Below are 18,260 nucleotides of genomic sequence, written 5' to 3'. Positions count from 1 at the left end.
TTGAGGGATGCCATAAACCTGAGAACACGCAAGAAACGCAGAAGACAGGTAACAAAAATCAATTGTGATTGAAATCACCTTCCCATTTTTTTGGTCTTGTGTATAATTAGATATAATTAATTATATCTAATTATAACCAAAGATAACGTTGGGGGAGACATGAATGAGAAAGAGAATCGGATATATTTTGGGAAGTATGTCACTGGGACTGGCTTTAGTATTGGCTGGTTGTGGCGCAAGCACGAGCACTACGGATACATCCACGGGTGCAGAAGGAACGACTTCAACACCAGCGGCATCAGGTGAAAGTTCATCAGCGGGCAACAGTGATCCTCAGGAAACGGTAGATCTGACGATCTCTGCGGCTGCCAGTCTGACCGATGCGATGAAAGAGATTGAAACCAATTATGAGCTAGCTAATCCTTATATAGAACTTAATTTCAACTTTGGCGCCTCGGGTGCCTTGCAACAGCAGATTGAACAGGGCGCCCCGGCTGATATCTTTGTATCGGCGGCAACGAAAAATATGAATGCGCTAGTGGATGAGAATCTGATTGCATCGGGCGATCAGAAGAATCTGCTACAGAATTCACTGGTGGCGATTGTGCCAGCAGATGGGACCAATACCGTAACCGGCGAAACGGATCTCACCAATGACTCCATCAAGACGGTAGCGATTGGGATTCCGGAAAGTGTGCCTGCGGGAACCTATGCCAAGGAAGCTCTGACCAATGCCAAGCTGTGGGATGAACTGGAAAGCAAGCTAGTGCAGGGGAAAGACGTTAGACAGGTTCTTCAATATGTAGAGACAGGTAATGCAGATGCCGGATTTGTATATAAAACGGATGCTCTTACTTCAGATCAGGTGAAAATTGCGTTTGAGGTGGACAAGAACAGCTACACACCCGCCAATTATCCGATAGGCATTATTGAAGGAACGAAACACCGCACAGAGGCCGAACAATTCTATGCGTATTTGCAAACCCCTGAAGTACTGGATATCTTCGCGAAATATGGATTCACAATTCCGGAATGAATATGAACGCCATAGACTGGTCCGTATTCTGGTCACCGGTGCGCCTGTCGCTTCAGGTTGCGCTGTTATCCAGCGTGGTGGCCACTGTGTTCGGAATCGCGATAGCCTGGAAGATGTCACGTACTTCATTTCGGGGAAAGATTCTGCTGGAAACGGCATTTATGCTGCCACTAGTTCTCCCACCAACGGTGGTCGGATTTCTGTTACTTGTCATACTGGGGCGTAAAAGTCTGCTTGGACAATGGATTGAAGCCATATTCTCCGCACCGGTTATTTTCACTTGGTGGGCTGCGGTGATTGCTGCGGTGGTGGTTGCTTTTCCACTTGTGTATCAGACGATGAAATCGGGATTCAGTGGTGTGGATCGGGATCTGGAAGATGCAGGTCGTTCGATTGGGGCGAATGAGTGGCAGGTCTTTCGTTACATTTCCTTGCCGCTCGCAGGGCGAGCACTGATGACTGCCTTCATCCTTGGCTTTGCCCGGGCACTCGGGGAATTTGGAGCCACACTGATGATTGCAGGCAATATTCCGGGCAAAACACAAACGGTACCCACGGCAATCTATGTCGCTGTGGATTCAGGCAATCAGACTATGGCTTGGGCGTGGACTGTTTCCATTATCATCATCTCGTTTATCATGTTATTGATGACCAGACAGCAGCGAGATGGTAAAAACGACTGAGATTTAAATATGTGTACGATATATATCATGACGTAAAACCCGTTTTAAGGGAAAAAGTTCTTCCTTAACGCGGGTTTTTATCATATATTTCATATGCATCAATATCAAATGTTAACCGAATTGGAACGAATGGAAATGTAAAGCTGTTTTAACATAAAAAAATAAAAAAAATACCAAAATTTAATCATTCATCACTCGCTTTCAGTGGGCTTGTTCCTGTAAGATAGAAGTAATTGATTCCAGCCAAGTACTGAAATAAGGAGAGACGACGATGAACACTAAACCTGATTGCGGCGTTTCGTTGCAAATCGATGACTATCTGGATCTTTTGCATTTTGCCATCCAAATTCAAGATCAGGAATGGCAGCAATCCTTAATCCACCAACTCAAAATATTTCAGACGGCAACGGAGCAGCAGCGCACACCTGAAGAGGAATTATGGACACGCTTTGATTATATTAACAGCAAATTAACAGGTCTGTGCCATCAGATTCATGCCGCTCATTCCATGGATGAACGCAAGAAGTTCGAGGAACGGATCGGTCTCTTGCAATTACAACGAGTGGAAGTTGCGCGTAAAATTAAATGGGCAAGTCGCAGATAGATGAGAGAGTAAAGTACGAAGTGGTGTAACGCCAACAGGATATAATCTAACGAGAGTCATACATGAAAAAGCCATCCGCCAATGGATATTGGGGATGGCTTTTTCGTCTACTATAGAGAAGTTCTATAACCTTATCAGGATGTCCTATTAGTTTAGTTATTGCCCAAAGAGAACTTGTAATGATATTCTTTGTTCAACCTAATTCCGACTATACAAGTAAGAATGGTTTGTTAATAGGATATAGGAATGGGAGTACACATCATATTCGCTGTGATAACAGCCTGTGGAGGAGATTGGGAATGGTTAAAAAACGGGGGATTCAACAATTCCGGACAGCACTGCTGTTCATTACAATGCTGGCGGTCCTGGCTGGATGCAGCACAGGTACTGCAAGCAATGAGTCAGAATCTGCTTCGGCAGCAGGCGACACAAAAGTGAAAAAAATCATTGTAGGAACAGGTACACAGTTCCCGAATGTCTGCTTCATTGATGAGAATGGCAAGTTAACAGGTTATGATGTGGAACTGATCCGGGAGATCGATAAACGTTTGCCTGAGTATGAATTCGAATTCAGCACCATGGATTTCAAAAACCTGCTGTTGAGTCTGGAAACGAAAAAAATTGACCTGATCGCGCACCAGATGGAAGTAAATGATGAGCGACAGGCCAAGTTCCTGTTTAATGATGAAGCCTATAATATTTTCCCAAATAAAATTGTCGTCAGTCAGAAAAATGAGGAAGTAAAATCGATTGAGGATCTGAAGGGTAAAAAATTGATTGTTGGTGCTACGAGTAATGCGGCTGTACTTGCTGAGAAATGGAATGCAGCGAACGGTAACGGGATTGATATCGTATATTCCGGAGCAGGTGAGGATACCATTACCCAGATCAAAACAGGCCGGGTCGATGCAACCATCAGCACTCAATTTGCCATTGATTATCAGAATAAAGCGGTTGATGCTCAGTTGAAAACGGTGGGAGATGCGCTCTCCAACTCCAAAGTGTACTTCATTCTGAACAAAGATGAGCAGGAGCTCAAAACCAAAGTGGATGAAGCACTAAAATCGATCAAAGAAGATGGAACATTAGGCAAACTGAGCACAGAGTGGCTTGGAGCTGACTATACGGTTGAAGAGTAGTCTGAGAGAGGTGTGCAGCGGTAATGGGAAAATCATTTGATCTGTCATTGGTTCTGGATTTCATCCCGGAACTGCTACGATATTTGCATATAACACTGATTGTACTGGGTGGTTCCATCGTGCTGGGACTGGTGGGCGGCGTGCTTCTGGCCGTTCCCCGGCTGTATCGGATTCCGGTACTAAGCCAGCTGGCTACCCTGTACGTCTCATTCATGCGGGGCACACCGATCCTGATCAAATTGTTCCTGGTGTATTACGGATTTCCCGAGTTGCTCAAACCGATTGGCATCGACCTGTCAAGAACCGACCCGTTGTTATTTGTCATTGTCACCTATGCGCTTAGTGATGCGGCATCCTTTGCCGAGATCTTTCGCGGAGCAGTGCGCAGTGTGGATAAAGGTCAGACGGAAGCAGCCTATGCTGCGGGGATGACGACATTCCAGTCCTTTCGGCGGATTGTCGTTCCGCAGGCACTAATTGTTGCTTTTCCAAACATGGCCAATACGTTAATCGGCTCATTGAAGGATACTTCTCTGGCCTTCTCCATCGGTGTTATGGATATGGTCGGCAGAGGGCAGACGTTAATTTCGGCTACATCGCATGCACTTGAAGTGTATATCAGTCTGTCTGTGGTCTATTATGTCATTGTTATTGTGCTTGAAAAAGGATTTGCCGTTGCAGAACGCAGACTCCAACGTCATGAACGCAAGAGGGTCGTACACAAACCGGCAATTCGAGCCAAACGCCTGAAAGAGGTTGTTCAAAAAGTCCGCTTTTGATTACGAATCATGCCTGGTGGCATCATCAGCATCGAAGTTGAGATTCAGCCGAAATAAGTGGGAGGCTTACGAAGTATGTTTCTTTGGAAACATTGCGGTTGCTCACGTAGTTTTCCCTACGCTCCGCTACTCCATTTCTAACTTCATTCCATCTTCTCGGTACTGAAAACCAGACTTTTTGAACTCGCACTGAAACGAATAGCGGGGTGAGTATATGTCGATTGATCTCCATTTTATCTATACCTCTTTTTTTCAAATTCTGAAGGCATTGCCACTGACACTCGTCATTACGATTGTGCCGTTGATTGCAGGCTTCGGAATCGGTCTCGCTACGGCTCTGATCCGTATATATCGTGTGCGGTGGATTCACCGTATTGCTGAATTCTACGTTTCTTTCCTGCGTGGAACACCGATGCTGATGCATCTATTCCTCATCTATTATGGTATTCCGATGATCATTGATAAGCTGGCGGAACGTTACGGTTGGGCTTTCCAATCCTCATCGATCCCAATTCTCGTATTTGTACTGATTGCCTTCTCGCTCACCGCGGGTGCCTATATGTCCGAGATTATCCGTTCAGGTATTCTCGCTGTAGATATCGGCCAGATGGAAGCCGCTCACGCTGTGGGTATGAGCACATTCCAGGCTTTGAGGCGCATCATCATCCCTCAAGCGATCGGGGCGGTCTTGCCTAATCTGTGCAGCATGTTTGTTGGGTTCCTGCATGGATCAACACTCGCTTTTACCGTATCTCAGATGGACATCCTCGGTAAAGCGGATGTGGTGGCATCCGTCAGTCTGAAATTTCTGGAGGCCTTTATCGCCGCCGCGTTTATCTACTGGGGGCTGACCATCATTGCCGAGCGGATCACCGCTTTGCTTGAGCGTCGAGTTGCAGTGTACAGCAAAGGAGGCGTGTCATGATTACACTAACGAACATACACAAAACATTTGGCAAGCAGGAAGTATTGAAGGGAATTGATCTGACCGTGGAACAGGGTGATGTCGTTGCAATCCTTGGACCGAGTGGATCAGGCAAAACAACGCTGCTGCGCTGCGTCAATTTTCTGGAACGTGCCGATGAGGGTGAGGTTCAGATCAGTGGATTGACCGTAGATTGCAAGCATGCACGCAAACATGACATTGTGCAGTTGAGACGAAAAACGGCGATGGTGTTTCAGCATTATAATCTGTTCAAACATAAGACTGTGCTGGATAACGTCACGGAAGGGTTGATCATTGCCCAGAAAATGTCCAAAGCCGATGCCCGTACTCGTGCCTTGCGTGTGCTTGAACAAGTCGGACTGTCTGCCAAAATCAATGAATACCCGAGTATGTTGTCCGGTGGACAACAGCAACGGGTGGGCATCGCTAGGGCACTGGCACTGAATCCCGAAGTGATTTTGTTTGATGAACCGACCTCGGCGCTAGACCCTGAGCTTGTGGGTGAGGTGTTGTCTGTCATCCGCTCCATTGCTCAAGAGGGGATTACCATGATTGTAGTCACCCATGAAATGGGGTTTGCCCGTGAGGTGGCCAATCGGGTTGTTTTCATGGATGGAGGTTCCGTTGTAGAGGAAGGAACCCCGGAAGAGGTATTTGTGCGTCCCAAGCAGGAACGTACTCGCCAATTCCTCAGTCGGTATTCTTCTGACTGGAGTTATGTCATCTGACGATATAGGCGCAAGCTGTAGTAACTGACGATCCCGGCCCGGCATATGCTGTAACAGGCAAATGCTGATAGGCCGGGTTTTTCTATGGGTGAAGCAGGCCGTGACGGTAAGGAGGAGGACCATGCAGAGCAAAATCGATGAAATCATCACACATATTGCACATTCTCACCAGCAGATCGCACGTGTGCTGGATGCCAAACGCCAAGTCGCTGTACGCATGTCTGAAATCATCAATCATTTGCCAGATATCGAACCGGAGTTGGATGGCGTTGAGGGTCTGCTGGATAGCTCTGGGCAAATCAACAAAAGCATTATTTCTTACTTGGGAGGCCTTGCAGATCTGGAAGAGGCGGTAGCCGAAACGCTGACCCAAGTCATGCGGGAGATTGCAGTTCAAGAGGAAGAATAAGCCCGGAAGGCGGGTGATGGAACATGAGTAGAGAACAGAGCCTCATTCTGATGCTGGACGCAGCAGCCAAGATGCAGTGGAATATTGCCCTAATCCTGGAGGCAAAAGCGATTGAGGCCGAGAAGGTACGGAACTGGACGCTGAATCATCTGAATGGGGATACCTTTCTGACGCACGGGGATCAGGTAGGCGAGCCACTCAAAATGCATGATCAGCTGGTGGAGTTGCTGGAAGGATTAACCCGAATGGAGACCGGACTGTGCAACAATCTCAAAGCGGTGATGGTACAGAACGATAGCGAAGATGGCGGCGGTATGGACGGTGGCATGTTTGGCGGCATGGATCTGGGAGACATGGGAAAATGAGTCTGATGCGGCGTGAGCAGGAAGCTAAACTGGCCCTCATTGAATCCATTGCACACAGTCAGCAGGCGCTGGCACGCATTCTGGACAGTGTAGCCAGTGTAACCGCTCATTCGGAAGTATCCGCCCGCAGTCTGGCCGAGAACATTCGTCTGCTGAGTCGTTATCAGGGAGAAATGTCTCGTATGGTTACGGGAATCAGGCTGGCCCGAATCCAGCATGGGGAGCCTGGCTTGCCGTGGCTCAAAGACCCCGGGTGTGCGATACGTATCGTTCGGGACATACAGGAGGAATGATGACATGTTAAAGAAGAAGAAAATACGACTGAGAACCAAAAGAGCTTTGGTAACTCGTGGAGCCCGTCTGCACAAGATTCGCAAGCTGCGTGCGCTCAGAGCCAAACGTGTTCTTCACAAACGCCCACTTAAAGGACGCAGTGCGTGGCTCAAAAAAAAGAAACGTACGGTACGGCGGCACCGGAGTCCGAAGCCCGTACAACCCATCGTCCCGGCTACCCCTACCGATCCGAATCCGGACGGTGCGTACAGCCAGGGATACAACGAGGCGTACAACGAGGGATTCAACGCGGGTTTCGCCAAGGGATTCGAGGACGGACATCAGCTGGCGTACAAAGCTCAGTAACCGAGTAGACACGGTTATTCCTGCATGGAATGATACCTATCCAAGAGTGCTGAGTGTAGGGAAGACTACGTGAGCAACCGCAATGTTTCCAAAGGAAACGTACTTCGTAAGCCTCCCGCTTATTTCGGCTGATTTCCATATTTGATGCTGGTGATGCCGATAGGCATCCTTCGTAATCAAAAGCGGACTTATTTGAACATCTTCTAACAAATGATGATAGCCCGGGGGACAGATCCCTCCGGGCTATTTGCATCGCCGCAAAAGCGGACATGCCCGTACAGGCGGATGTGGAGGGCAAGCGCCAATTTTGCGCCTTGCAGGACACCCGTCCATGATGCATCTGACCCCGAGGCATATCCTTTAGAGGGAAGACCAATCTCGGGGAGAGTCTGGAAGTGAGATCTCCTGAAGGAAGACAGGGTGAAGAATGTGGCAAAACGAAGACACCGTCCGCTAACTGAAGCGGAGACAGCTTACCGCGGCGGATATGCAGAAGGCCGCAGATTTGGCGGCTGTCAAGCCATGATGGAGCGGGTGCAGATGTTTGAACCAACCCTGCGGGACATGAAGGTGCTGTACATTCCGCAAGGGTTCGATGCCATTGATGAAGGTGTCACCCTGGCCCTGCAGCAGTCTGTACGTGAATGCGTTGTTGGATCGCCAGCAACGATGTTGCAGGAAGCCAGTCAGCATCGGCCAGATGTTGTGCTCGTTATGAATGGTCTGCATGTATTTCCCCCGGATCATCTGGAGCAGGTGGAGGGCATACGTGCACTCGGTATTCGAACAGCCGTGTGGTTTGTGGATGATCCGTATTTCACCGAAGATACAGTGTCCCTGTGTCAACACTATGATGTCGTGTTCACGCATGAAGAGGCCGCTGTGCCATTCTATCAAGGACATGGAGCGAACCGGGTTATCTATATGCCACTTGCGGTGAATCCGGGGATGTTTCAACCGCGTCGCGCGGCACCGCAGCATCAGTACGACATTTGTTTTATCGGTACCGGATTTTGGAACCGGATTGCCTTGTTTGATGAGCTGGCTCCTTTTCTTGCGGACAAAAAGGTATTCATTGCGGGTAGCCAGTGGAATCGACTGGCACGTTTTGATGTACTAGGCCGTTTCATCCACGAAGGATGGATTGCTCCGGGAGAGACAGTAGATTATTACAATGGCGCCAAGATTGTCATTAACATTCACCGGACTTGCGAGAATGGGGAAGACAATCGCAACACCCATCATCTTGAAGGTCACTCCATTAACCCACGCACGTATGAGATTAGCGCCTGCGGCACAATGCAGATTACGGATGCACGTGCGGATTTGCCCCGTTATTATAAGCCGGGATATGACATCGAGACCTTCACCAACGCAGCAGAGCTTCAGCGCAAGATTCACTATTATCTGAAGCATGAAGAAGAGCGACAGGTGATGGCATGGCGGGGACTTCTCACCACGATGAACCAGCACACATTCACTCGTCGCATCGCTCAGTTGCTGGAACATCTGTAATCCCCATCTGAAGTACAGCACCAACGAGTAACCTATCCCAAAAAATAAAGGAGTGGCGGTATGTCTCTCAAACACCGTAAAACCAAAAAGGTTCATGCACCTGTACTGAGCCTGGCTGATCAAGCGCGCAAAAATGGGCAACATGCCGGATATGACGCAGGTAAGGAAGAAGGATACCTGCGCGGTCGCGCCAACTATATTGTGAATTGTGCACAGGAACCGTTGCCTTTCCGGCAAATTCACGTCTTGTATGTATCTTCGGGTAAAGGGTTCCCTTACTCCCCGTTGGATGAGGCCATCATGGCCACGCTACAGGGAATGGTAGCTCAGGTAACCCTCACGGATCCGCGTCAACCGGTTTCTGAAATTGCGTTGCAGACGCGTCCTGATCTGGTGCTTGTGTTGGATGGAATGGATATTCCCATCGAGCATATCGATGCGATTCGCCAAGCCGGCATTCAGACGGCAATCTGGCTGACCGATGACCCGTACTATACAGACATGACGCTTGATATCGTCAAACATTTTGACCATGTATTCACGTTGGAACTGAACTGCATCGATCTATATCGACAAATCGGCTGCGCGTCGGTTCACTACCTCCCTTTTGCCGCATTCACCAATCATTATTTTCCGATTACAACCCCTTCTCCATTAAAACGGGAAATCAGTTTTATCGGCTCGGCCTACTGGAACCGGGTATACTTCTTCAATCCGATCATGCCTCAGTTGATGTCACACAATACAGTATTTAACGGAATCTGGTGGGACCGTCTGCCTGACTATACTGCCTATGGCGAGAAGATTGAACTCGGCCGCTGGATGAGTCCGCAGGAGACCAATGATGTGTACAATGGCACCAAAATTGTCATTAACCTGCATCGATCCCACGAAGATGATTCCGTCAATAATAATCACCTCAAAATCCCGCCAGCCTCACCGAACCCGAGAACGTTTGAAATTGCCGCTTCCACAACGCTGCAGTTGACCGACGCACGGGATGACATCGCGCGTTTCTACAAACCGGGTGTGGAGATTGAGACCTATTCCTCGCCGCAGGAGTTACTCGACAAGGTGGAATATTATCTTACGCATGAGAAGGAACGCCGTGAGATTGCCCTTCGTGGACTCGAACGTACCCTGAAAGACCACACGTATGGCAAAAGAATTAATGAAATGTTAACCATCATATTTCCTTAATCCTGGCCGGGAGGAGGTGTGCACAGTACCCTGTATCGGATATCCGCATACAGGGTCCGTGCGGCCATGGCAACGAAACCAAAGATGATGTTATTTTCCCATGTGTGCAATACTCGCAGCATTACAGGTGCAGAGAAGCTGCTGCTTCATTTTATGAGAGAGATCGGTACGATCTTTGAATGTGTACTCATTGTTCCCCAGGATGGGAAGCTTGCGGGGCTAGCGCGAAGATTCGGCATTCAGGTCAAAATATGCACTCTGCCGATGCTTCACGGTGTGTACACACCTTACCTGGGCATTGCAAATGATGCGGAGCATCTTCGCCACACACCAGCATATCAGGAAGCAGTCTCCCTAATACGGGAGACTGCTCCCGATCTCGTGTTAACGAATACCTGTGTCAATGTGATGCCGGCAATAGCGGCGAAGTCGCTTCAGATTCCGGTTATCTGGAAGATTACCGAGATCATTCATACGAATGACCATACAACCGAGGCGATCCAGATGATTGGTCGTTACGCAGACTGGATTATCGGTATCTCCGAGACAGCGGTAGCTCCATTTCATCAAGCTGGCATGAGTGACAAACTAACCGTCATTTCGCCGACCTGGGAACCCGCGCTGCCCGCTCCGGACCGCTGGGTTCATCTGCGCGAGCGCAAGCGCAAGGAACTTGGTTTTAAGGCATCACAGACTTGTATCGGTTATATTTCTTCCTTTATATATGATGCCAAAGGTTTGAAACCTTTTGTGGATATGGCCTTGAGGATCTGTGAGACGCATTCGCGCTGTCGCTTCTGGATCATCGGGGCACCAGCGGATAAAAAGTATTACGACGAGTGTGTATCACGGGTGAAAAAATCAGGGTATTCACGCCGATTTACCTTCACTACATTTGAAGAGAACGTATCTCTGGCGTATACCGCAATGGATATCGTGGTCATCCCAAGCATGGTCAAAGAAGGATTCGGCATGACCGCACTGGAGGGTCTCTATTTTGCCAAACCGGTCATTGCTTTCGCTCAGGGTGGACTGAAGGAATTAATGGAATCCGTAGGCAGTGGTGCATTTCTGGCCCCGCCGGGTGATACCGAAGCGCTTGTCACCTTGGCGACAACCTTGCTGAATGATTCAGAGCTGGCCTCGAATACGGGGTGGCGCAATCGGACAGAAGCGGAAAGGCTCTACGGGGTTGAAACCTACCGGACGAAACTGCATACGATGGTGACACAGTGGTTATTGCGTTTTCCCGGATGGTTTGCTTATATCCAACCTCCGAATGGACCTGTGTACACCCATGGGGAGGGAGGACTACGCACGGTACTGGTTCTGGAGCCGGTCACGGTTCGGGCACTGTTATTCCCGCTAACTGTCATACAGGCGTTGCCACTTTCCTCATTACCTCCGATCGCCTTGGGTCACGATGCTCCTGTTGCCTCAGGTACTGGCCCAGCTGCAAAGCTGATACAACAGAGGGGCAAAACGCGGAAACGCCGTCGCAAGTCACTTGCACCTCATTCTCGCCGAGACCGTGAGGGACTGAAACGTACTTCCGGAACTGGCCGACGGAAGGGGAGAACCCGTACAACGAAGGGACCGCGTCCGCATATGGGGAAATCGGCTAGCCGCAGACGCAAATCTGCCAAGGCGGGACGTAGCCGAGTAGGGCGCAAGGGTTCCAATACAAGATGAAGGCAGGGATTACGATGAAGATCATGACGGTGCTGGGTACGAGACCTGAGATCATACGGCTCAGCCTGATCATCTCCAAGCTGGACCAGTACGCTTCCAAACATATTCTGGTGCACACGGGACAGAACTTCACGGAAAGTCTCAGTGGTCTCTTTTTCAAGGAAATGGGCCTGCGCGCACCGGATTACATTCTTCAGGATGAAGCGGCCTCTCTGGGACGACAGCTGTCCTCGATGTTTACGCAGATGGAAGATCTGATATTGCAGGAGAAGCCCGATAAATTGCTGCTGCTCGGTGATACCAATAGTGCATTATGTGCAATATTGGCTGAGCGCATGGGTGTTCCTGTTATTCATATGGAAGCAGGCAATCGTTGCTTCGACCTGGATGTGCCTGAAGAGAAGAATCGCAAGGTTATTGATGCCATCTCCACTGTTAATATGCCTTACACGGAACAGAGCAAGAAACATTTGGTCAGCGAAGGTGTACCAAGCAGGCGCATCGTGCTCACGGGAAATCCCATCTATGAAGTGATGCAGCACTACGACGCGCAAGTAAGTTCCAGCAAAATACTCAAAAAGCTCAAGCTGAAGTCCGGGCAATACTTCCTGGTTACTGCGCATCGAGCCGAGAATGTGGATCATGCCCCTCATTTGCTGGAGATTATGAAAGGACTGAACCAGGTCGCAGAGGAACACGGGTTGCGTGTGATCTGCAGTATTCATCCGCGTACCGCGATCCGGATTGCGGAGCATCTGCAACTGGAGATGAACCCGCTGGTGGAGTTTCACGAGCCGTTTGGATTCTTCGACTTTGTAATGCTCGAACGTCATGCACGTTGTGCGCTCACGGACAGTGGTACTGTGCAGGAGGAGTGCTGCATTATGGGCGTTCCGACCGTAACCATGCGTCGAACGACAGAACGGCCGGAAACGGTGGATTGCGGCAGCAATGTGGTCTCCGGTCTGGACGCGACACGCATCGCTGATTGCGTAAAAGTCATGACGCAGATGTCTACTGATTGGGATTGCCCGCAAGGTTACAAAGCAACAGATGTATCCGGTAAAGTGGTTAAATTTCTGCTTGGAGGGAAAATGCATGTTTGAAAATAAGCGTATACTCGTGACTGGCGGTACGGGATCATGGGGTTATGAACTTGTGGCTCAACTGCTGCCCCAGCAGCCCAAAGAAATTATTGTATATTCCCGGAACGAGTCCAGCCAAGTGGCTATGAGTCGTGAATTTGAAGACCCACGTCTTCATTTCCGGATTGGAGATATTCGTGACAAGGATGCCTTGACGGCGGCTTGCCAGCATGTGGACTATGTATTTCATCTGGCGGCGCTCAAGCATGTTCCGGTGTGTGAAGACCAGCCGTACGAAGCACTCAAAACCAATGTGATTGGTACACAAAACGTGATTGAAGCTGCGATTGAAAACAAGGTGGAGAAAGTAATCTATATCTCAACTGACAAGGCTGCCAATCCGTCCAACTTCTACGGCATGACCAAAGCGATCGGCGAGAAATTAATTGTATATGCCAACTTGTTACACAGTGATACCAAGTTTGTTACGGTACGGGGTGGGAATGTACTGGGAACGAACGGTAGTGTGGTACATCTGTTCAAGAATCAGATCCGGCAGAAAGGGCAGGTCTCCATCACGGATATGAGCATGACTCGGTTCTTTCTCACGCTGAAGGATGCAATTACCCTGTTATTCAAAGCTTCGGTGGAAAGTGTCGGCGGAGAGATCTTTGTCATGACGATGCCAACCTGCAAAATCGTTGATCTCGCGGAAGTGTTAATTGAGGATTCCGGTGTGGAGAATGTGAGCATTGTGGAACGAGGCATTCGTCCAGGTGAGAAAATCCATGAAATATTGATGAGTGAATTCGAGAGCATGACCACCGTTGTCTACGATGAGCAGTACCTGGTTATTCTTCCTACCCTGGGTATACCAGGTCTGCGTGAACATTATACCAATTGTCCCCCGGTCTCCTTTAACAGCTTCAGTTCTGAACACCAACTGATGACCAAAGAGGAGATTCGTGAAATTCTCAAGCGCGGAGGATTCTTGTCATGAAACTGCTGATACTTGGTGGAAACGGAATGGCCGGCCATATTCTGGTCGACTATTTCCGCCGTCAAGGTGTGCACAGCGTCTTCTACACAACTCGTGATGTAACGGACCCCAATGGTCTGCTCCTGGATGTGAACGACAGCTTCATGGTTGATCGATTGGTAGAAGCGGTGCACCCGGATGTGATTATTAATGCAGTAGGTGTGTTGAACAGCTTTGCAGATGAGGACAAAATTACGGCCTATCATATTAACGGGTTTCTGCCGCATCGTCTGCGGCGGGTTGCGGATACGATTGGTGCACGCCTGATTCATATCAGCACAGACTGTGTGTTCAGCGGGGATCGGGGAGCATACCGGGAAGATGATGTTACGGATGGGACTTCAGCTTACGCCATTACCAAAGCACTTGGTGAAGTTCAGGATGAAGGTCATCTGACGATCCGTACGTCCATCATTGGACCCGAAATTCGGCAAGGCGGCATTGGTCTGATGCAATGGTTTATGTCCCGCACAGGTGAAGTCGGCGGGTATACCCGCGTATTCTGGAACGGTGTAACCACACTTGAGCTGGCCAAATGGGTTGACCATTACCTGGCCTCATCCATTAGTGGTCTGATCCATCTAGCTCATCCAACACCTGTCAGCAAGCATGACCTGCTTGTGTTGTTCAAGCAGACCTGGAATAAGCAGGATGTGACGATTGTACGTGATGACAGTGTTGTGCAGGACCGTACGCTGGTGTCCACTCGCGAGGATGTGAAGACAGACCTGCCGGATTATTCTACAATGCTGAAGGAGTTGGCATTATGGATGGAGCAGAGCTGACGGGCAAGAAAGTACTGATTACAGGCGCCTCCGGTTTTACCGGGCGACATGCTGTATCTTATTTTCGGGAAGTTGGTGCAGTGGTTGCAGCGGTAGTCCGGAGACCGGATGTACATTCATTTGGTAAAGGTACTCAAGTCCATGTCTGTGATCTGAACGATAAACAGCAAGTACGTCATCTGATCAGCGAGGTGCAGCCCGACTATGTGCTGCATCTCGCTGGCAAAAATTCAGTGCCTGATTCATGGTCTGATCCGTTACTGGTCTTGGAGACCAATGTGATGGCCGTGCTGTATTTGCTGGATGCGCTTCGCAGTTGTCCGGCAGCACGAACCGTTATTGTTGGATCGAGGTTAAAATATACGCAGGAACCTGGCCGGATTCCCCAGCCTCCGCACCCATACAGCCTCAGCAAAGCGCTGGAAGAGATGGTGTCCTTGTCGTGGATGTCGCTCTTCGGACAACAGATCATGCTGGCGGAGCCGGGCAATCTGATTGGTGCGGGTCCTTCTACAGGCATCTGTTCCCTGCTTGCGCGCCATGTTGTTGCCTGTGAGCAGGCGGGCAAAACGGAGGCATTCCGTCTGTCCGGACGGGACAATACCCGTGACTTTCTCGATGTGCGGGATGCAGTCAGAGCGTATGCAACCCTGCTGATACAAGGATCCAGCGGTACAGTGTACCCGGTGGTGTCTGGCGTCGAGCGCAGTCTAGGTGAAATTGCAGATCTGCTCTTGTCCATGACAGAAGCGGAAGTCCCTGTTCGCTGGGATGGAGCATCTTCTGGTCCGGACGGTTCGGGGAAACAGGAGGAATTATCACTGCTGCGCAAGCTTGGCTGGCAACCGATGATTCCATTCGCCACATCACTTCAGGATATCCTGAGTGATGTTCGTGCCCAGCAAGGGAGGACGACAAGTTGAATCCGAGAGTATCCATTGTCATTCCATTCTACAACTGCCCTTATGTGCCTCAGGCAATTCAGAGTGCGCTGAACCAGACGTATTCCGATGTGGAGATCGTTGTCGTGAATGACGGTTCCACCCGGCATACAGAGCTGCTCCAGCCTTATCTCCCTTATATTAATGTGCTTGGCAAAAGCAATGGCGGGACGGCTTCGGCACTTAATCATGGTATCCGTCATGCCTCTGGTGATTATGTAGCTTGGCTTAGTTCGGACGATGTTCTTTATCCCGATAAAATCCGTTATCAGCTGGAGTTTATGCAGCGTGAGCATGTGCTCGTCTCTCATACGAACTTTCACTATATCAACGAGCATTCGGCCGTTACCAAAATGCATGGTGGACCTGAACCGATGTCGGATCTGGACTTACTGCGGCGGTTTGTCCACGGCAATCCGGTCAATGGCTGCACGGTGATGATTCGCAAGGATCTGTTCAGCGGAGTTGGGCTGTTCGATGAACTTCTGCCCTACACGCATGATCTGGATCTCTGGATGCGGATTATACTGAATGGTCATCGGTTCCCATACCTGAACGAACCACTTACGGCATATCGGTGGCATGGGGGAATGGGATCAGTTCGTCATGCGGATGTCATCGGCAGAGAAGCATCCATGGTATGGTCGAGATATCGCGATCCGTTGTTGCAGCGTATAGCGGCGCTTGGCGGTTAGCGTAAGGAGGGCAGTTATGAGGCCACAAGGTGGCTGATTGACGCCCTCTTTGCGCAGCATTTTACCCTAAGACAGTAAAGGTGGGGGAAGTCGACTAACGGTTCTTCTATCGGAGGTCTAAGCATCCAAGGTTAGCGACCGAGTTGTGGTGCATCCTGTATCAGATTGAAATGTGCTTCCGCGACACCGCAGATGTCCAATACCGATCGAATGGATTTTCATAAAATATAGGAAAGCAATCGCTATGCAGAGATAAGCGGAGGAAGGGGGCCCCGAATGGAGCCGAAAGTATCGATCGTCATCCCTTTTTATAATTGTGCGTACATCGAGCAGGCTGTTCACAGTGCCATTCACCAGACGTATCCGCATATTGAAGTGATCGTGGTGGATGATGGGTCAACCGAGCATGTGGAGCGGCTAGAGCCATTCATGGATTCTATCCATTATATTCACAAAGAAAACGGTGGAACCGCGACAGCATTGAATGAGGGCATCAAACAGGCAACAGGGGATTACTTTGTCTGGCTCAGTTCAGATGATGTGATGCTGCTGGACCGGGTGGAGAAACAGTTGAAGTTTATGCGCGAGGTCAAGGCTTCATTCTGTCATGGTGCCTACCATTATGTGAATGAGAAGAGTGAATGGTTGGATACGGTGCATCCGGAAGTGGGAAGTCGTCTGGAGATGTTGCAGGTACTGCTGGAAGGTTGTCCGATCAACGGCTGTACTGTCATGTTAGAGATGGATGCATTTGAGCGGTTTGGCATGTTCGATACCGATTTCCGCTACACCCATGACTACGAGATGTGGTTGCGACTGTTTCCGATGTATGAGCTGTTCTATTACAATGAGCCCCTGATGTGTTATCGTCTGCATGATTCAATGGGGACCAAACGTCACTTCAAGGCACTGGTGGCCGAGATGGAACGTGTTCAGGCGAAGCATAGACCTATTTTGTACAATTTGCTCCAGGTCGGTGGGTATTGGAAGTGAAGTGGACGGATGTGCCAATGATGTTTAAAGGGAATAGGTGTTAAATGGACAGGAGAGCACCCCTATGAAACACTTTTTAAGTGTTATAAGTGGTAAGCTCTTTTTTTGCTCTATGAACAGATTCGTGGACAGAAAGGGTGAACGATTGCTGAAGTCTCTGTATAATGAAATGATTCATACACGGAAGGGACTGGACTATGCGCAGATATCAATATCTTAAACCCAACTATTAATAAACTAATGGAGGTAAGAGTATTGATTACAGAGTTACACACAGAACGGTTATATTTGCGAAAAATGAAAGTATCAGATTCAGCCAGCTTGTTTAAGATTTGGTCTGATCCGGATGTTACTGAATTTATGAATGTCAGTCATTTTACGGATGAAAATCAAGCCATAGCCATGATTAATCTTCTGAATGATCTTTCTCAGGATAATAAGGCCATTCGGTTCTCTATCTTTGTGCAACAGTCCAACGAAATCATAGGTTCCTGTGGTTATAATTCACTGGATTTTGACAATCTTAAAGCAGAAATTGGGTATGACATTGCCAGATCACACTGGGGAAAAGGATATGCGACAGAAGCGATCTCTTCTTTGTTAGCTCATGCCTTCTCAACTATGAAGCTGAATCGTATTGAGGCAAAGGTTGACCCCGATAATGTGAATTCTATCAAGCTATTGCAAAAGCTCAATTTCACATATGAGGGCACTCTCAGAGCATACGAGAGGGTAGGCGAAACGTTCAGTGATCTGAATATGTATTCCAAGTTGGCGACAGATTAATAAGATCTTGATTTCCCCCGCGATGGATGAAATAACGTCTCTGGGATTCGTTACATGTCAGACTTTTGTAAAATGGAGTGAATAGCGTGTTCTCGGTCCGTTAGAACACATTTGAAGCGAACAAGGGGTGTCCTCAGTCATTCATATGACATGTGGGACATCCCTTGTACAATATTCCGGCATGTTAAATGAAGACAGCAT

Annotated in this window: 21 protein-coding genes; all 21 read left to right on the top strand. The window is 48.9% G+C overall.

What is annotated here, in order from left to right:
* Window positions 1-163 precede the first annotated feature (163 nt).
* The 21 genes from modA to AB4111_RS22915 all read left to right on the top strand — a co-directional run bounded on the left by modA (window position 164) and on the right by AB4111_RS22915 (window position 18,059).
* On the top strand, window positions 164-1,036 hold the full coding sequence (gene modA, locus AB4111_RS23015) for a molybdate ABC transporter substrate-binding protein (RefSeq protein ID WP_442033377.1): 873 nt from the start codon (window positions 164-166) through the stop codon (window positions 1,034-1,036).
* Window positions 1,033-1,719, top strand: a complete 687-nt coding sequence (modB, locus tag AB4111_RS23010) for a molybdate ABC transporter permease subunit (RefSeq protein ID WP_253440512.1) — start codon at window positions 1,033-1,035, stop codon at window positions 1,717-1,719. The genes modA and modB overlap by 4 nt, the downstream gene beginning before the upstream one ends.
* Before the next feature lie 271 nt (window positions 1,720-1,990).
* Complete coding sequence (locus AB4111_RS23005; RefSeq protein WP_253440509.1) at window positions 1,991-2,323, top strand: hypothetical protein; 333 nt, start codon at window positions 1,991-1,993, stop codon at window positions 2,321-2,323.
* 299 nt (window positions 2,324-2,622) lie between these two features.
* On the top strand, window positions 2,623-3,462 hold the full coding sequence (locus AB4111_RS23000; RefSeq protein ID WP_442033376.1) for a transporter substrate-binding domain-containing protein: 840 nt from the start codon (window positions 2,623-2,625) through the stop codon (window positions 3,460-3,462).
* A gap of 23 nt (window positions 3,463-3,485) precedes the next feature.
* The gene (locus AB4111_RS22995) at window positions 3,486-4,241 is read left to right on the top strand and encodes an amino acid ABC transporter permease (protein WP_442033375.1); all 756 of its coding nucleotides are present in this window, start codon (window positions 3,486-3,488) and stop codon (window positions 4,239-4,241) included.
* Window positions 4,242-4,455: 214 nt separating this feature from the next.
* Window positions 4,456-5,166: an amino acid ABC transporter permease gene (locus tag AB4111_RS22990; protein WP_442033374.1), complete on the top strand. Its 711-nt coding sequence runs from the start codon at window positions 4,456-4,458 to the stop codon at window positions 5,164-5,166.
* Complete coding sequence (locus tag AB4111_RS22985; RefSeq protein ID WP_017692508.1) at window positions 5,163-5,915, top strand: amino acid ABC transporter ATP-binding protein; 753 nt, start codon at window positions 5,163-5,165, stop codon at window positions 5,913-5,915. The genes AB4111_RS22990 and AB4111_RS22985 overlap by 4 nt, the downstream gene beginning before the upstream one ends.
* Window positions 5,916-6,036: 121 nt before the next feature.
* A complete protein-coding gene (locus AB4111_RS22980) occupies window positions 6,037-6,324 on the top strand; it encodes a nucleoside-diphosphate sugar epimerase (RefSeq protein WP_253440501.1) in 288 nt (95 codons plus the stop codon).
* A gap of 23 nt (window positions 6,325-6,347) precedes the next feature.
* Window positions 6,348-6,689: a hypothetical protein gene (locus AB4111_RS22975; protein ID WP_017692510.1), complete on the top strand. Its 342-nt coding sequence runs from the start codon at window positions 6,348-6,350 to the stop codon at window positions 6,687-6,689.
* Complete coding sequence (locus tag AB4111_RS22970; RefSeq protein ID WP_442033373.1) at window positions 6,686-6,982, top strand: hypothetical protein; 297 nt, start codon at window positions 6,686-6,688, stop codon at window positions 6,980-6,982. The genes AB4111_RS22975 and AB4111_RS22970 overlap by 4 nt, the downstream gene beginning before the upstream one ends.
* A gap of 4 nt (window positions 6,983-6,986) precedes the next feature.
* Entirely contained in the window at window positions 6,987-7,328 is a 342-nt protein-coding gene (locus AB4111_RS22965) for a hypothetical protein (protein ID WP_442033372.1), read from the top strand.
* A gap of 420 nt (window positions 7,329-7,748) precedes the next feature.
* Window positions 7,749-8,843, top strand: a complete 1,095-nt coding sequence (locus tag AB4111_RS22960) for a CgeB family protein (RefSeq protein WP_442033371.1) — start codon at window positions 7,749-7,751, stop codon at window positions 8,841-8,843.
* Window positions 8,844-8,903: 60 nt separating this feature from the next.
* Window positions 8,904-10,043, top strand: a complete 1,140-nt coding sequence (locus AB4111_RS22955; protein WP_253440489.1) for a CgeB family protein — start codon at window positions 8,904-8,906, stop codon at window positions 10,041-10,043.
* Window positions 10,044-10,109: 66 nt separating this feature from the next.
* Entirely contained in the window at window positions 10,110-11,735 is a 1,626-nt protein-coding gene (locus AB4111_RS22950) for a glycosyltransferase family 4 protein (protein WP_442033370.1), read from the top strand.
* Window positions 11,736-11,749: 14 nt separating this feature from the next.
* On the top strand, window positions 11,750-12,841 hold the full coding sequence (gene wecB, locus AB4111_RS22945) for a non-hydrolyzing UDP-N-acetylglucosamine 2-epimerase (protein ID WP_442033369.1): 1,092 nt from the start codon (window positions 11,750-11,752) through the stop codon (window positions 12,839-12,841).
* On the top strand, window positions 12,834-13,820 hold the full coding sequence (locus AB4111_RS22940) for a polysaccharide biosynthesis protein (protein WP_017692517.1): 987 nt from the start codon (window positions 12,834-12,836) through the stop codon (window positions 13,818-13,820). Before wecB ends, AB4111_RS22940 begins: the two co-directional genes overlap by 8 nt.
* Window positions 13,817-14,644 (top strand): dTDP-4-dehydrorhamnose reductase family protein, encoded by an 828-nt coding sequence (locus tag AB4111_RS22935; protein WP_253440481.1) that lies wholly within the window; start codon window positions 13,817-13,819, stop codon window positions 14,642-14,644. The genes AB4111_RS22940 and AB4111_RS22935 overlap by 4 nt, the downstream gene beginning before the upstream one ends.
* Entirely contained in the window at window positions 14,626-15,567 is a 942-nt protein-coding gene (locus AB4111_RS22930) for an NAD-dependent epimerase/dehydratase family protein (RefSeq protein ID WP_442033368.1), read from the top strand. Before AB4111_RS22935 ends, AB4111_RS22930 begins: the two co-directional genes overlap by 19 nt.
* Window positions 15,564-16,280 (top strand): glycosyltransferase, encoded by a 717-nt coding sequence (locus tag AB4111_RS22925; RefSeq protein ID WP_442033367.1) that lies wholly within the window; start codon window positions 15,564-15,566, stop codon window positions 16,278-16,280. Before AB4111_RS22930 ends, AB4111_RS22925 begins: the two co-directional genes overlap by 4 nt.
* 276 nt (window positions 16,281-16,556) lie before the next feature.
* A complete protein-coding gene (locus AB4111_RS22920) occupies window positions 16,557-17,273 on the top strand; it encodes a glycosyltransferase (RefSeq protein ID WP_442033366.1) in 717 nt (238 codons plus the stop codon).
* A 255-nt stretch (window positions 17,274-17,528) separates the two neighbouring features.
* A complete protein-coding gene (locus AB4111_RS22915) occupies window positions 17,529-18,059 on the top strand; it encodes a GNAT family N-acetyltransferase (RefSeq protein ID WP_442033365.1) in 531 nt (176 codons plus the stop codon).
* Window positions 18,060-18,260: the final 201 nt, after the last annotated feature.

The organism is Paenibacillus sp. 2KB_22, from assembly GCF_052115745.1.
Lineage (GTDB): Bacteria > Bacillota > Bacilli > Paenibacillales > Paenibacillaceae > Paenibacillus.
This window is presented reverse-complemented; position numbering and strand designations above follow the sequence as displayed.

Bases quoted from the DNA above. Each gene is read 5' to 3' on its own strand.
- AB4111_RS22955 (WP_253440489.1), top strand. From the start codon at position 8,904: ATGTCTCTCAAACACCGTAAAACCAAAAAGGTTCATGCACCTGTACTG.
- modB (WP_253440512.1), top strand. From the start codon at position 1,033: ATGAATATGAACGCCATAGACTGGTCCGTATTCTGGTCACCGGTGCGC.
- AB4111_RS22970 (WP_442033373.1), top strand. From the start codon at position 6,686: ATGAGTCTGATGCGGCGTGAGCAGGAAGCTAAACTGGCCCTCATTGAA.
- AB4111_RS23005 (WP_253440509.1), top strand. From the start codon at position 1,991: ATGAACACTAAACCTGATTGCGGCGTTTCGTTGCAAATCGATGACTAT.
- AB4111_RS22920 (WP_442033366.1), top strand. From the start codon at position 16,557: ATGGAGCCGAAAGTATCGATCGTCATCCCTTTTTATAATTGTGCGTAC.
- AB4111_RS22985 (WP_017692508.1), top strand. From the start codon at position 5,163: ATGATTACACTAACGAACATACACAAAACATTTGGCAAGCAGGAAGTA.
- AB4111_RS22995 (WP_442033375.1), top strand. From the start codon at position 3,486: ATGGGAAAATCATTTGATCTGTCATTGGTTCTGGATTTCATCCCGGAA.
- AB4111_RS22990 (WP_442033374.1), top strand. From the start codon at position 4,456: ATGTCGATTGATCTCCATTTTATCTATACCTCTTTTTTTCAAATTCTG.
- modA (WP_442033377.1), top strand. From the start codon at position 164: ATGAGAAAGAGAATCGGATATATTTTGGGAAGTATGTCACTGGGACTG.
- AB4111_RS22965 (WP_442033372.1), top strand. From the start codon at position 6,987: ATGTTAAAGAAGAAGAAAATACGACTGAGAACCAAAAGAGCTTTGGTA.
- wecB (WP_442033369.1), top strand. From the start codon at position 11,750: ATGAAGATCATGACGGTGCTGGGTACGAGACCTGAGATCATACGGCTC.
- AB4111_RS22950 (WP_442033370.1), top strand. From the start codon at position 10,110: ATGGCAACGAAACCAAAGATGATGTTATTTTCCCATGTGTGCAATACT.
- AB4111_RS22930 (WP_442033368.1), top strand. From the start codon at position 14,626: ATGGATGGAGCAGAGCTGACGGGCAAGAAAGTACTGATTACAGGCGCC.
- AB4111_RS22975 (WP_017692510.1), top strand. From the start codon at position 6,348: ATGAGTAGAGAACAGAGCCTCATTCTGATGCTGGACGCAGCAGCCAAG.
- AB4111_RS22940 (WP_017692517.1), top strand. From the start codon at position 12,834: ATGTTTGAAAATAAGCGTATACTCGTGACTGGCGGTACGGGATCATGG.
- AB4111_RS23000 (WP_442033376.1), top strand. From the start codon at position 2,623: ATGGTTAAAAAACGGGGGATTCAACAATTCCGGACAGCACTGCTGTTC.
- AB4111_RS22935 (WP_253440481.1), top strand. From the start codon at position 13,817: ATGAAACTGCTGATACTTGGTGGAAACGGAATGGCCGGCCATATTCTG.
- AB4111_RS22980 (WP_253440501.1), top strand. From the start codon at position 6,037: ATGCAGAGCAAAATCGATGAAATCATCACACATATTGCACATTCTCAC.